Origin of the sequence: Polyangium sp. 15x6, from assembly GCF_029960785.1 — a bacterium.
Lineage (GTDB): Bacteria > Myxococcota_A > Polyangia > Polyangiales > Polyangiaceae > Polyangium.
In genome coordinates, this window is record NZ_JASBQE010000004.1 from 228678 (window position 1) to 241628 (window position 12951).

Annotated in this window: 10 protein-coding genes; 6 read left to right on the forward strand and 4 right to left on the reverse strand. The window is 70.1% G+C overall.

Annotated elements, in window-relative coordinates; translation table 11 throughout:
* Nucleotides 1-9: 9 nt before the first annotated feature.
* Nucleotides 10-1122 carry an alpha/beta hydrolase gene (locus QHF83_RS05270; RefSeq protein ID WP_282416661.1) on the reverse strand — a complete coding sequence of 371 codons (1113 nt, stop codon included), beginning with the start codon at nucleotides 1120-1122 and terminating at the stop codon, nucleotides 10-12.
* A 214-nt stretch (nucleotides 1123-1336) separates the two neighbouring features.
* Between QHF83_RS05270 and QHF83_RS05275 the strand changes: the two genes are divergently transcribed.
* The 3 genes from QHF83_RS05275 to QHF83_RS05285 are packed head-to-tail and all read left to right on the forward strand — an operon-like array spanning nucleotide 1337 to nucleotide 5338.
* The gene (locus QHF83_RS05275) at nucleotides 1337-2965 is read left to right on the forward strand and encodes a protein kinase (protein ID WP_282416662.1); all 1629 of its coding nucleotides are present in this window, start codon (nucleotides 1337-1339) and stop codon (nucleotides 2963-2965) included.
* A complete protein-coding gene (locus QHF83_RS05280; RefSeq protein ID WP_282416663.1) occupies nucleotides 2955-3983 on the forward strand; it encodes a PEGA domain-containing protein in 1029 nt (342 codons plus the stop codon). Before QHF83_RS05275 ends, QHF83_RS05280 begins: the two co-directional genes overlap by 11 nt.
* Before the next feature lie 2 nt (nucleotides 3984-3985).
* A complete protein-coding gene (locus tag QHF83_RS05285; RefSeq protein ID WP_282416664.1) occupies nucleotides 3986-5338 on the forward strand; it encodes a hypothetical protein in 1353 nt (450 codons plus the stop codon).
* 62 nt (nucleotides 5339-5400) lie between these two features.
* Here the strand turns inward: QHF83_RS05285 and QHF83_RS05290 are convergent, their stop codons facing one another.
* Nucleotides 5401-8061: a thrombospondin type 3 repeat-containing protein gene (locus QHF83_RS05290; RefSeq protein WP_282416665.1), complete on the reverse strand. Its 2661-nt coding sequence runs from the start codon at nucleotides 8059-8061 to the stop codon at nucleotides 5401-5403.
* A gap of 174 nt (nucleotides 8062-8235) precedes the next feature.
* Here QHF83_RS05290 and fsa point away from each other — a divergent pair, with 174 nt between their 5' ends.
* From fsa to QHF83_RS05305, 3 genes are all read left to right on the forward strand, one after another.
* Nucleotides 8236-8883, forward strand: coding sequence for a fructose-6-phosphate aldolase (fsa, locus tag QHF83_RS05295; protein WP_282416666.1), 648 nt, complete (start codon nucleotides 8236-8238; stop codon nucleotides 8881-8883).
* A gap of 2 nt (nucleotides 8884-8885) precedes the next feature.
* Nucleotides 8886-9434: an rRNA maturation RNase YbeY gene (gene ybeY / locus QHF83_RS05300; RefSeq protein ID WP_282416667.1), complete on the forward strand. Its 549-nt coding sequence runs from the start codon at nucleotides 8886-8888 to the stop codon at nucleotides 9432-9434.
* 136 nt (nucleotides 9435-9570) lie between these two features.
* A complete protein-coding gene (locus tag QHF83_RS05305) occupies nucleotides 9571-9885 on the forward strand; it encodes an HU family DNA-binding protein (RefSeq protein ID WP_153822102.1) in 315 nt (104 codons plus the stop codon).
* 13 nt (nucleotides 9886-9898) lie between these two features.
* Here the strand turns inward: QHF83_RS05305 and lnt are convergent, their stop codons facing one another.
* A complete protein-coding gene (lnt, locus tag QHF83_RS05310; RefSeq protein ID WP_282416668.1) occupies nucleotides 9899-11551 on the reverse strand; it encodes an apolipoprotein N-acyltransferase in 1653 nt (550 codons plus the stop codon).
* Nucleotides 11552-11646: 95 nt separating this feature from the next.
* A complete protein-coding gene (locus QHF83_RS05315; RefSeq protein ID WP_282416669.1) occupies nucleotides 11647-12702 on the reverse strand; it encodes an outer membrane beta-barrel protein in 1056 nt (351 codons plus the stop codon).
* Between the last annotated feature and the right edge of the window lie 249 nt (nucleotides 12703-12951).

Below are 12951 nucleotides of genomic sequence, written 5' to 3' on the forward strand. Positions count from 1 at the left end.
TTCGATCCCTCACCCACCCCCGCACCGCGCCACCGCGGACAGCATCCTCAAAAGGGTAGCCCCTTCCCGCACGAGCGCCGGCACGTTCGTCGTCCCGGCGTTCGCCTTGTGCGTGTGCCCGTAGAGCCCCGTCACGTGAATGCCCCGACAAACCCCGGCGGGCAGGCGTTTGGCCAGGGCGAACGCCTGTTCGTACGGGATCACGTCGTCGTCCGCGCCGTGGATGAAATGCACCGGGCAGCGGATGTCCCGCAGGAACGGGCCCGGATCGAGCCACGCGAATGCGCCGCCCGATCGACCGAGCGCCGCGTCGACGAGCGCCTTCGTGTCGCCCGTGGCGCCCGTCGCGGCGAAGAACAACGGCCGCTCCTCCGGCGCGATCTCGTCCGCGACGGCCCGCGCGATGGCTTGCCATTTCCCGTCGACCTTCATTTCGGGCCGCCCCCACGTCGCCTCCACGTACCTTCGCAGCGCGGCGACGAGCGGCGCGGGATCGTCGGGTTTGTCCTCGAGCCATGGCAAGAGGTTCAGGAACACGACGGGCCGGTTCAGCGGGTCGTGCGCCGAGCCTGGGCGACCGTGGATACAAAATCGCAGCGTATCCCCGAAATCGGCATATCCGCCGAATACGATCAAGGAGCCCACCTCGGAGGCCAGGTCCGATCGCGCCGCGAGCCAGAGCGATGGAAGCGACCCGAACGAAATGCTGAAGACGCCGGGCCGACCCGGCGGCCGATCCGGCAGCGCGAGCAGGGCCGAAAAGGCGCGCGAGAGGTCGTCGAACACGCGTTCGCCGAGCACGAGCGACGTGAAATCGGGCAGCCGCGGCGCGAGCACCGTGAGGCCCGCGGCCGCGAGGATCCGCGCGAAACGATCCATCCGCGGGTCGAGCGGGCCGAGGTAATGCAGCCCCGGCACGAGCAAGAGCGAGCCTACCGGCGCACGACGGCGCGATCGGTAGACGAAGGCCGAAAACGATCGATCCTCGGCGCGGCGACCTTCGAGCGAAAGCTCCTCGCGGCTCACGTCACGTGGCGCTGCCTGCCCGTCTGTCCAGGGGCCGAGCCATCGCCCGAGCTCGATCATCGTCCGCAGGTCCACGAAGGGCCGTACGCGCGACATATTTCTCCTTTCGCGAGCCCGCGCCCGCGACGCCCACGACGATAACCTCGGTCACGGCCCTGGAAAACGCGCGTCCCACTTCGTGATGAGGTGTTTGGCATCACGATCTTGGGGTTTGCGAGAAATTTGTCGCGATGCAGCAATCGGGTCGGATCTTGCTCCCGGCGTCGGAAAGGAGCCCAACGGAGGGAGGTTTTGCTACCCTCGGGGGGCCATGGCCGGGAACCGAGACGCGGACATCGCCGTCCTCGCGACGGGCGCCATCTTTCATGGCGCCTACGAGGTCGTGCGCTGCATCAAGGCCGGCGGCATGGGCGCCGTGTACGAGGTCTTGCAGAACACCACCGAGCGACGCCGCGCGTTGAAGGTGATGCTGCCGAGCCTCGTGAGCGACCCCGAGATGCGGGCCCGCTTCGAGCTCGAAGCCAAGGTCGCCGCCGGGATCGAGAGCGATCACATCGTCGAGACGCTCGACGCCGGCGTGGACGAAACGACCGGCATGCCGTTCATCGTGATGGAGCTCCTCAAGGGCGAGGAGATCGGCGCCCTCTTGAAGGTGCGCAAGCGCCTGCCGCCCGAGGAAGTCGTCACCCTCCTGCACCAGGCCGCGCTCGCGCTCGATCGGACGCACGCCGCCGGCATCGTCCACCGCGATCTCAAGCCGGAGAACCTGTTCCTCACGCGAAGGGACGATGGTTCGCCGCGGCTCAAGATCCTGGATTTCGGCGTGGCGAAAATCGTGGCCGACGGAACGGCGAGCTCGAACACGACAAAAAGCGTCGGTTCGCCGCTCTACATGGCCCCCGAGCAGATCGCCGGCGACGCGATCGGACCGCACGTCGACAGGTACTCGCTCGCCCACATCGCGTTCACGATGCTCGTGGGCAAACCGTACTGGGCACGCGAGCGCAAGAGCGCCCAGGGGCTCTATCCCTACCTGATGCTGGTCGCGCGCGGCGCGCAGGTGCCCGCGAGCGAGCGCGCGAAGGAGCTCGGCGTGAGCCTGCCCGCGGCGTTCGACGCCTGGTTTTCCCGGGCCACCGCCCTCGACCCGAGCACGCGCTTCGACGGCTCGGTGACCATGGTCGCGGCGCTCGCCGACGCGTTCGACGTCAAACCCCCCGCGGCCTCGGCCCCGCCGCCCGGGACACGCGCGATCCTGCCTTCGATCGTGCTCGAACCGGCGCGCGAGCTGCCCCTCTCGCAGCCGCCGCCCGCCGACGCCGCGATCACCGCGACCGCGCCGCCCGTCTCCCCGCACGTCGCGGCGATCGAGGCGAGCGGGGCGTCGCCGCTGCCTTCGTCGCTGGAGCCCCCGAGCGAGTCGACCTCGCCCGGCGCGGATCCGTCGGCGCCCGCGCTCACGCGATCGAGCGGCGAACCGCTGAGCTCGCCGTCGGCGCCAACGAGCAAGCGGCGTTCGTCGGTGTCGCCCGTCCTCGCGCTGCTCTTGCTCGTCGTGGGCGTGGGGGCGGTCGGCGCCGCGCTCGCGATCTGGCCGAGAGGCGCCGCGCCCTTCGCGACGCTCCCCACCGCGGCGCCGGCGCCGACGCCCGCGCTGACGGCCTCGTCCCCCGCGCCCGCGGCCGTCCTCCCGGCCGCGCTCTCGAGCGCCGAGCCGATGACGCCCCCGGAGCCTGCGGCGTCCGCGTCGGCCGCGCCCGCGTCGGAGCCTGCGTCCTCGTCTTCGGCGGCGACGCCCGCCGCGTCGGCCGCGCCGACGTCCTCGGACAAACCCGTCTCTCCGCTCCCCTCGACCAGCGGGTGGAACCGCGGCAAACCCGCGGGCATCGGCACGTCGAAGACCCCACCCAAGGGGAAAAATCCGCTCGATGAATATTGAACGTCCGATCTCGGCGACGCGAAAACGAGCGTTCGCCGTTTCCGTGCTGCTCATCGTCTCGGCGTGTCCCGGGCGCGCGCTCGGTGAGGACCAACCGCGGGATCCCGCGGCGGCCGAGGCGCTTTACATGAGCGGCCGCAAGCTCGTGAACGACGGCAACTGGGACGAGGGCTGCGCGAAGTTCCAGGCGAGCATGGAGCTGAACCCCGCGGCGAGCACGCTCATCAACATCGCGAAGTGTCGCGAGCACGAGGGCAAGCTGGCGCAGGCGGTCGTCGACTACCGCCGCGCGCTGCAGCTCAACCAGGACACGCTCGGCGAGGAGCGCAAGAAGCAGCTCGAGCAGGTGGCGAAGGAGGGGATCGAGGCGATCGAGCCGCGCCTGGCGCACGTCGAGCTCGTGGTGAACACGCGGCCCGAGGGGCTCGAGGTCGAGCGCGACGGGATCCGCCTGCCGCTCGCGGCGCTCGGCGAGACGATCCCGCTCGACCCGGGCAAACACATGTTCGAGGCGAGCGCGCCGGGGTACGAGAAGATCGAGAAGCCCGTGGAGCTCGCGGAGGGCCAGAAGGCGACGGTGGAGCTCGCACTCGTGCCCGCGGCGGCGACGCCGAAGAAGGCGCCGCCCCCGGACAAACCCAAGCCGGCCCCGGCATCGGGCGGCGTGCCGGCGTGGGCGTACATCGCGGGCGGGCTCGGGCTCGCGGCGGTCGGCGGCGGCGTGTACTTCCGCTTCGATCAGATGGCGGCCGAGGAGCGGATCCAGACGAACTGTCCGGGCACGCCACCCGTTTGTGATCCAACGAAAGAGTATCGGCCCGACGAGGACAACGCGCGCAAGGACCGGAGTTTTTACCTCTTCGTGGGCCTGACGGCGGCCGGCGCGGCGGGGATCGGGGCGGCGGTGTTCGGCATCGCGCGCGGGCTCTCGCAGAAGAAACCGCAGGCGCAGAGCATGCACGTCGTGCCGTACGTCGGGCGCGGGAGCGGCGGGCTCGTGCTCCAGGGAGCGTTCTGACGATGGCGAGAGGGCACTATCAAGGGATCACGCTCGCGCTGCTCGGCGTGGCGCTCTGCGGCTGCCCGATCGAGGACGCGCAGGTCGGAGAGACGAGCTCGTCGAGCAGCGGCAGCGGCGGCATGACGGCGTCGTCGTCGAGCTCGGGCAGCGGCGGCGCAGGTGGTGTCGGCGGCGCGGGTGGAAGCGGCGGCGCAGGTGGTGTCGGCGGCGCGGGTGGAAGCGGCGGCGCAGGTGGTGTCGGCGGCGCGGGTGGAAGCGGCGGCATGGGCGGCGGTTGTCCCGTGGAACCCGGTTTGCCCGGGAGCTGCGACGCGCCTGGTTGCCCCGCGTGTCCGGCGCTCGTGATGTTCGCGATCGGGACGCAGGGCGGCATCACGAAGCGGTTCCAGTCGAAGGACGGCTGGACGATGGAGTCGACCCTGACCGAGAAGAGCACCGACGCGCCAGCGTTCGTGATCCTGCCCGGCCAGAAGGCGGGCGTCGCGCTCCTGCGCAGCAGCGAAGGCGCGACGAAGGATCGGATCCGCGCATCGACCTGGACCGAGGTGGGCGGCTTCGGCCTCGTGACGAACGTGGGGGGGGCGAGCGTGACGACGCGCGCGACGCCCGGGATCGCGGCGTCGAGCGCCATGGCGCACATCGTCTACCAGGACCTGAGCAACAACCGGTACTGGTACGCCGCGTACACGCCGGGCAGCGGGTTCTCCCCGACGAACGAAGAGGTCAAGGTCGGAGCCGACACGTACAGCCTGGGAGATGCGGCCGCGGCGATCACCGTGCTCGGCATGGATCCGGTGATCACGAACGACGGGTGGAACGATTCGAAGCTGTACACGCAGCGCCGCGCAGCAGGCACGTGGGAAGCGGTGACTCCGCACGACGTGGGGGTCGACGACAGCACGCCCGCGATCGCGGCGCTCACGTCGGCGCAGGGCCCGGAGCTCGTGATCGTCTTCTCGCGCGCGGCGGACAAGCAGCTCTCGTTCCTCACGCGCAAGGGCGGGACGTGGAGCGCGACGCCGGTCGACATCACCGACGCGAAGTCGACGGATCCCGCGCTGCTCGCGTTGCCTTCGGGAGGCGCGCTGCTCGTGTTCCGCGAGGTGGCGACGGGGAATCTCCGGTGGTCACGCTTCGACGGCGCGACCTTCACGCCCGTGGAGAACCTCGGAGCGAAGGCCCTCGGCAGGCCCGCGCTCGCGCTCGGCGCGGGCGACGCGGAGGCGGAGCTCGTCTACGTGGACACGACCGGCAGGGCGCAGCACGCGCGCCTGCAGAGCGGCGCGTTCACCACGCCCGTGCTCGTCGGCGGGACGAACCTCGTAGGCGCGGCGATCGCGACGAACCTTTGAGCTGAAAGCGTGGAGGAGGGGAGGGGGATGCGGAGCGCATCCCCCTTTCGGAGGCGGACCGTTCAGGGGACGAACGGATCGCAGCCGACGAACACGACGTCGGCCTTGCTGCGCGGCATGAGCTTGAAGTTGTTGAACGAGTAGCCGTGGACCCCGGTGATCGAGGTGAACTGCGAGCCCACCGCGCACGTGTTGTTGAGGCCCATGTTCAGCGCCGCATCGGTGATCTGGTCGTCGATGCGGAGGTTGCCGGTGACCGTGAACTCGTCGTAGTCGCTCGGCGCGTCCGAGTTCACGACCGTGATCGCCACGTTCGCCACGCGCACGAGCATCGACTCGTAGCCCTCGGCGAACATGCCGTTCGTCGCGATGGTCGCGGGCTCGGTGACGTCGATCGGGCCGAACGGCAGCGTCGTGCCCGGGTCGTCGACGGTCACGATCGCGTTCGTGATCTCGCCGAGGCCGAAGTACTCCTCGTACTTGCCCGTGACGCTGACGCGGTTGCCGAGCTGGACCTGCGGCGCCGTGCTGCCCGTGAAGACGAAGATGCCGCTGAAGGGCTTGAGCGACGTATCCTGCACGTAGAAGCCGCGGCTGTTGCCCGTGTTCGGGCGGATCGCCGTGACGTAGACGTCCTTGATCGCGACGGTCGAGCCCGCGGCCGGGTGCTCGGGGTGCGCCGGGTTCCTGATGACCTCGATGAGCGTGGGCTTGGGCGGGCAGACCGGCGTGCCGAAGTTCGGCTCGGCGCACGGATCGCAGACGTCGCCGTGGCCGTCCGCGTCCGCGTCGGCCTGATCGGCGTTTGCGGCCTCGGGGCAGTTGTCGCCGCCGTTCGGCACGCCGTCGGCGTCGATGTCGTTCGCGTCGAGCGCGGTGCAGGCGTCGTTCGCGTCGAAGGGACACGCGTCGCAGACGTCGCCGATCTTGTCGCCGTCGATGTCCGCCTGCGCGCCCTGATCGAGCGGGCGGATCGGGTTGAAGATCTTGGGGCAGTTGTCGACGTCGTTCGTGATGCCGTCGCCGTCGTCGTCCTCGGCCGTGATGCCGTTCGCGTATTCCGTGCGCCAGGGGACGCAGCTCGGCTCGAGGCTCGGCGTCTGGTCGTTGCAGTAGAAGAGCGGGTAGAACGCCTCGCCGGCCGTGCGGATCTGGTTCAGCGTGATGCCGTTCAGGTCCTTCGCGACGCACGCGCGCTTGTCCCTCCCGCAGACGGGCAAGGTCTCGCAGTCCGCGCCCCCGACGCCCGGATCGGCCACGAGCGCGTCGTCGCCGTAGAGCGCCTTGCCGCCGCGCATGACGAGCACGACGTCCTCGACGCCGGCGCCGATCACGGCGCGGTGATCCTTGCGATCCTTGCCGTCGAAGATCGTGACGTCGGCGACGTAGCCGGGCTTGAGCATGCCGACGATGTCACCGGCGCCCGCGGTGAGCGCGGCGTTCGTCGTGACCATGCGCCAGAGCTCCCAGTCGGAGAAATGGCCGTCGTAGTGGAGCGTGTTGAGCTCGTCGGCGCAGCGCAGCTCGCGCAGGAGGTTCATCGATCCCGAGGCCACCCAGTCGGTGCCGAGCGCGATCGGCACGCCGAGCGTGTCGAGCAGGGTGACGCTCGCGGTGTTGCCGTAGAGATCGATGTTCGAGCGCGGCGACCAGACGACGGTGCTGAAGTCCTTGCGCATCTCGCCGAAGTCCTCGGCGAGGAAGCCGATCGCGTGAACGATCGACGTCTGGGGCTGGACGATGTCGTTCGTGCCCGAGATCTGGCAGGTGATCTCGTTGTGCGCGGCCCGATCGATGCCCTCGCTGACGTGCGGCACGTACGCTTCCAGATCGGCGATCGACGCGGCGGACGTGGGCGAGGGGTAGTTGCAGCCCGACTCGAGCATGAGGCCGCCGCTGTCGCCGAGCGGGAACGTGTCGGAGTCCGCGGGCGGGATCGGGAGGCCTTCACTCCGGCCCTGCACGTCGAGGTTGCGGAGCAGGCCCGCCTGACCGCCGGCGCCGAGCGTCGAGGTCGCGCCGCTCATCAGGAAGCGCAGCTCCGCGAAGCGCACGACGTCACCGCTCGCGCCGCCGGCCACCGAGATCTTCGGCAGCCCCGGCGCGCCCTTCCGCCATTGATGGCGGTGCGTGTAGCGGATGCCGTCGTGCGTCTTCGGCGGGTTGTTCGCGAAGCCGATGTGATCGTGCGCGTTGATGAGCCCGGGCGAGATGACGCCGTCCGCGCACTCGATGATCGTGGGATCGGCCGCGGCGGGCGAGGCGCTGCAATCGCAGTCGACGCAGGCGATGCTGCCCGTCTTGTCGATCGCGAGCTCGCCGCGGTGGAACGTCTGATCGGGCGCGAGCACGGTGCCGCGGAAGATCGTGCCCGTGGTCCCCTGCTTCACGACCGCGCACGTGCCCGCGGCCGGCGGCGTGAGCGGCTCGCCCGGACACTCGATCACGACGCCGCTCGGCGCGCCTCCGCCGCTGCCCCCGCCGCCTTGTCCCCCTTGCCCGCCCGCGCCGCCCTGCCCGCCAACGCCGCCCTGCCCACCTGCGCCGCCCTCGCCCCCTTGCCCGCCGACGCCGCCTTGCCCACCTGCGCCGCCCGTGTTGCTGGTGCTCGTCGTGTTCGTACTGCTGTTGTCGTCGCCGCACCCGGCTGCCATCGCGGCGAGCGGGAGCGTCAGGGCCAATGTGCAAAGGAAGATCGAGGGGCGGGCGTGCGGCGGTCTCATGCATGCATCTTACGCGAAAAAAAGCCTTCCGGCTGCACGTCCGCGCGTCCTGACGAACGGTGTCACGCGTTCGTTACGCCGGATCGACGCGGCCGTCGTGGGCGGCGCGCTCACCATCGCTCCGCTATCGACGCGCCGCGCCGCGCGCGCTAAGCACCCCGGCGGAGAGCGTGCATGAAGATCTTCATCGACTCGGGTGACATCGCGGAGATCAAAGAGGCGCAGGCGATGGGCGTCATCGACGGCGTGACGACCAACCCCTCGCTCCTCTCGAAGGGGGGCAAGCCTACGAAGGTGGCGATCGCGGAGATCTGCGAGGTGGTCGATGGCCCCATCTCGGCCGAGGTCGTCGGCGTGGAGGCTCAGGAGATCCTGCGTGAAGGGCGGGAGCTCGCGAAGATCCACAAGAACGTGGTCGTGAAGGTACCGCTCATCGACGAGGGCCTGAAGGCGGTCCGGATCTTCGCGGCCGAGGGCATCAAGACGAACGTGACGCTCTGCTTCTCCGCGTCGCAGGCGCTGCTCGCCGCGAAGGCGGGCGCGACGTACATCTCGCCGTTCGTCGGCCGGATCGACGACATCTCCGGCGAGGGCATGGACCTCATCCAGCAGATCGTGCAGATCTACCGGAACTACGAGTTCAAGACCGAGGTCCTCACCGCGAGCGTGCGCCACCCCGTGCATTTCGTGCAGGCGGCGTTGATCGGCGCGCACGTGGCGACGCTGCCGCTCAAGGTGATCAAGCAGCTCCTCAAGCACCCGCTCACCGACATCGGGCTCGCGCAGTTCCTCGCGGACGCGAAGAAGATCCCGCAGTCGTAGCCGTGGCGACCAAGAAGAAGGGCAAACCCGCCCCGCCCGCGCCCGCGCCGAACGTGGTGGAGGTCGCGACGCGGGGGGGGCCGTTCGAAGGCGCCTCGCCCGTCGTGCTCCGCCGCCGCGCCGGCAAGATGCTCGATCACCTCGGGCTCTCGGGGGTCGAGCTCAGCATCGCGCTCGTCGACGACGCGACGATCCACGAGCTGAATCGTTCGTACCGGCACAAGGACAAACCTACGGACGTCCTTTCTTTTCCGCTGCACGAGCGGCCGCGCGGGTGGAAGCCGAAGGGGGCGAAGGGCGCGGAGATCGGCGCGGGATGGCCCCATGAGGGGCCCCTCGGGGACGTGATCCTGTCGATTGACACGGCGCGGCGACAGGCCGCGGATCAAGGCCGCCCGCTGCTCGCCGAGCTCACGATGCTGCTCGCGCACGGCGTTTTGCACCTCGTCGGGTACGACCACCGGACGGATGCCGAGGACCGCGAGATGACGGCGCGGACGCGGGAGCTCGAGGCGGCGGCGAGCGCGCGGGTCGCAGGTGCCCCCCGATGACGTTCGCGAGATTTTGCCTTGCGATGCCACTCTTCGCCTGTTAAACGGTCGCCCGCTCGCGTCCAGGACGTGCTCGGACAGAGCCATTTCATGCGGTCGTCACCGATATCGGGCGGCGATCCAAGAGGAGGGCAGGATGCCTCTTAGCAAGCTGACGAAAGCCCAGATCACGGCCGCTCTCGCCGAGAGCACCGGCCTCGACAAGAAGGCCGTGGGTGGCGTCCTCGACGCGCTCTCGGCGCTCGTGGCCAAGCAACTCGGATCGGATGGTCCGGGCGAAATCACGATCCCGGGGCTCGTCAAGCTCAAGGCGAAGGCGACGCCCGCCACCGCCGATCGGCAGGGTGTCAATCCGTTCACGAAGGAGCCCATGACCATCAAGGGCAAGCCCGCGAGCCGCAAGGTCCGCGCGACGCCGGTCAAGGGCCTCAAGGATCAGGTGGGCGCGTAACCGAATCTTCGGTCTACGTATCCGCTTCACCGGAACCGGCGCGAGCCTCATCGCTCGCGCCGGTTTCGTTTTTCGAATCCGACTTGCGACGTGATCGCCAAACGAACGTGGCGATCGCGGCCACGAATCCGAAGCGGAGCGGTTTGTCCCCAAACCGACCGTAGATCGTGAGGGATCCGTCACGCAGCGTGGGCGTCGCGACGAGCGTGGAGGGCGACGAGGACGCGTCCCGCGCGACGACGACGCCGCGCGCGTCGATCCACGAGAGCACGCCGAGGTTCACGGCGCGCACGAGATCCAGTCGATGCTCGATCGCGCGCAGGGCCGCGAGCCGCGCGTGGAGCTCGGGCTCCGCGGTGCCCACGAACCAGGCGTCGTTCGTGACGTTCACGAGCAGGTTCGGCTGGAGCGCGCGTGTGATGCGCAAGCCGACGCCCGGGAGCGTGTCCTCGTAGCAGTTGAGCACGCCCATGCGCACGAGGCCGTCCGCGTGGGGAAGCACGAGCGCCGTCGGCTCGGTGCCGGGCACGAGGCCGCCGCTCGCCTGGAAGATGCGGCGCAGCCAAGGGAGGTAGGCGCCGAGCGGGACGGTCTCGCCGAACCAGAGGAGCTTGAGCTTGTCGTACGAGGGCTGGAGCGAGCCGTCCGGCAGGACGAGCGTGGCGGAGTTGCGGCTGTTCGTCTCGACGATGCCGGGGCTCGTGGCCGTCGGCTTCTCCAGCATGATGAGCCCGAACAGGATCGGCCCGCGCGCGCCGTCACCGTGAATCCCGCGTGGCCCGCGCGGCGCCTGCGTCGTGCCGTGCATGAGCGGGTAGGGATAAGCCGCCTCGGGCCAGACCGTGAGGTCGACGCCGCCCGCCTCGGCGTCCTTCGTGAGGCGCCGCAAATCGCGCAGGATCCCCGCGTGGTTCTTCGGATCCCAGCGCTCCTTTGGGCCGACGGCCTGGTTGAGGAGCGCGACGCGGACCGTGCGCACCACCGAGGGCTGCGTGGAGAGAAAGCGCATGCGGAGCGCGCCATGGATCCCGAGCAGCGCGGGGATCGCGACGGCGATCGCGAGCGGCACCGTGGTCTTCCTGCCGAAGCGCGCCTTCGTCGACGTCGCGCCCTCCGCGAACATCGCCTGGAGCGCACGCGCGAGGAAGGCCGCGGAGACGGCGAAGATCACGGACACGCCGCGTTCACCGACGATGTCCGCGAGCTGCACGAGCGCAGGCCACGGGCTCACGAGGCCGGCCGGCGTCCACGCGAAGACCGAAGGAAGCGAGACCGCGACGAACACACCGACGGCAAACGCGAGGACGAACGGCGCGCGCGCGCGGCGATGGACGAGGTGCGTGGCGCCCGCGCCGATCGCCCAGATGAGGGATTGCCCCGCGGCGAGCAGGACGAGCGCGAGGTACGAATTCGCCGAGCCGAGCGACGTGAAGCGCTGGACCACGCTCGGCACGAAGCGCAGGCCCACGATGCCCGCGGCCGTCGCCCACGCGGCGCCGCGGCCGAACGCGCGCCACACCGTCGGCGCGTCCTCGAGCGACCACGCGAGCAGCGCGAGGCCGAGGAACACGGCGGGATAGAGGTCGGTCGGCGGGGAGGTGAGGGCGAAGAGGATCCCCCCGGCGATGGCCAGGAGGAGGGCCTTGGGGCGCCGCAGTCGTTGCATGGTGGAGAAGCGGCCCGGCGAGGAGAGAGGGCCGGGCCGCGTGGAGAGGATCTAGCAGCGGCGGGGGCCGCGCGCCGGGAGGCCGGCGCGCGCCGTCACCACCAGAAGGTCATGCCGCCGCGGAAGAGGCCGCCGCCGGAGGTGTTCGTCGTGCGACCCGTGTTCGGATCGACGAACTCGGCCGGGCCCGTCTCGGCGTTGTCGTCCGTCCGCTTGCGGATGAACGCGAGCGCGTCGATGTTGAGCGCGAGCCTGCGCGAGACGCGGAACTCGAGGCCGATGCCACCTTGCCCGCCGAAGTAGCTGTACTCCGCGGAGAAGTTGTTGCCCTCGGGGTTCGGCGACAAACGCGGGTCCGCGTCCTCCGACTGCACCGTCGCGCTCGACCAGTTCACGCCGCCGGTCAGGTAAAACTGCGCGCGGCTGCGCGGGTTCACGTAGAGAATGCCGTTCAACGAGAACGGGGTCTCGACGCGATCGAAGCCGTTGAAGTCGGTCCCGCCGATGATGTCGAACGAGCCCTCGATGGCAAACGCGGGCACGGGGCGATATCGCAGGCCGAGCCCGAAGCCGCCCATCCCGGCGTCGGGATGCGCGCCTTGTTGTCCGTTGTCGCGGCGGTCGTGATCGCCGCCCATCATGATGCCCTGCAGGCGCAGGTTGAGGCCCCACTCGGGCTGCCAGCGGCGCTTCGCGGGCGCCACGATCGGCGTGCGCAGGCGCGCGGGCGCGGCCATCACGCGGGCCGGCGGCGGAGGCGGCGGAGGCGGCGTGACGCGAACGGCCGGATGGTGCCGACGAACCACGTGCGTCCGGGCACCCGGCGCGACGATGATGATCTGCGTCTGCGCCGGCTGCTGCTGCACGACCTGCGGCTGCTGCGGCGCGGGTTGATAGATCACGACCGGCGGTTGCGAGCGACGAACCTGGGGCGCGGGCCGCGCGGGCGGCGGCGGAAGCGCCTCTTCTTCTTCGATCACCTCGACGGCGGGCGGCGGAGGCGGGAGCGTGTCGACTTCCGCCGGAGGCTGCGCGGGAGCTTGCGCCTCATCCGCGCAGAACCACGAGCCCGGCGGGCAGTCCGCCAACGCGACGGCGGGTTGGCTCAGTGCAGCGGCAGCCACGATGAAAGCAGGGGTCAAGCGGCGCATGGGACGACTCCTCGTTTGTGCTTGCAGCCTAGCAACCAGAGTGCCATCGGCCAGCACGCTGAGAGAGACGGTTCACGCGAGATCTCGGTGCACTCGCGTGCATCGTCCGCCACGGCGGGCTGTGATGAAAGGTTCACACAGTGGCCAAGCGACTGCCTACAGGAAAGAATACCCCAGCCCGTCGCCCATCGGTACGCCTTCCGAGGGGGGCGGCCTTCATTCGTTCGACCGGACACGCACCCGGAGCGG

What these genes read in the sequence shown, in the direction of transcription:
- QHF83_RS05290 (WP_282416665.1), bottom strand. Translation starts at nt 8,061, where the DNA reads ATGAGACCGCCGCACGCCCGCCCCTCGATCTTCCTTTGCACATTGGCC.
- QHF83_RS05285 (WP_282416664.1), top strand. Translation starts at nt 3,986, where the DNA reads ATGGCGAGAGGGCACTATCAAGGGATCACGCTCGCGCTGCTCGGCGTG.
- QHF83_RS05270 (WP_282416661.1), bottom strand. Translation starts at nt 1,122, where the DNA reads ATGTCGCGCGTACGGCCCTTCGTGGACCTGCGGACGATGATCGAGCTC.
- QHF83_RS05275 (WP_282416662.1), top strand. Translation starts at nt 1,337, where the DNA reads ATGGCCGGGAACCGAGACGCGGACATCGCCGTCCTCGCGACGGGCGCC.
- QHF83_RS05315 (WP_282416669.1), bottom strand. Translation starts at nt 12,702, where the DNA reads ATGCGCCGCTTGACCCCTGCTTTCATCGTGGCTGCCGCTGCACTGAGC.
- QHF83_RS05305 (WP_153822102.1), top strand. Translation starts at nt 9,571, where the DNA reads ATGCCTCTTAGCAAGCTGACGAAAGCCCAGATCACGGCCGCTCTCGCC.
- QHF83_RS05280 (WP_282416663.1), top strand. Translation starts at nt 2,955, where the DNA reads ATGAATATTGAACGTCCGATCTCGGCGACGCGAAAACGAGCGTTCGCC.
- lnt (WP_282416668.1), bottom strand. Translation starts at nt 11,551, where the DNA reads ATGCAACGACTGCGGCGCCCCAAGGCCCTCCTCCTGGCCATCGCCGGG.
- fsa (WP_282416666.1), top strand. Translation starts at nt 8,236, where the DNA reads ATGAAGATCTTCATCGACTCGGGTGACATCGCGGAGATCAAAGAGGCG.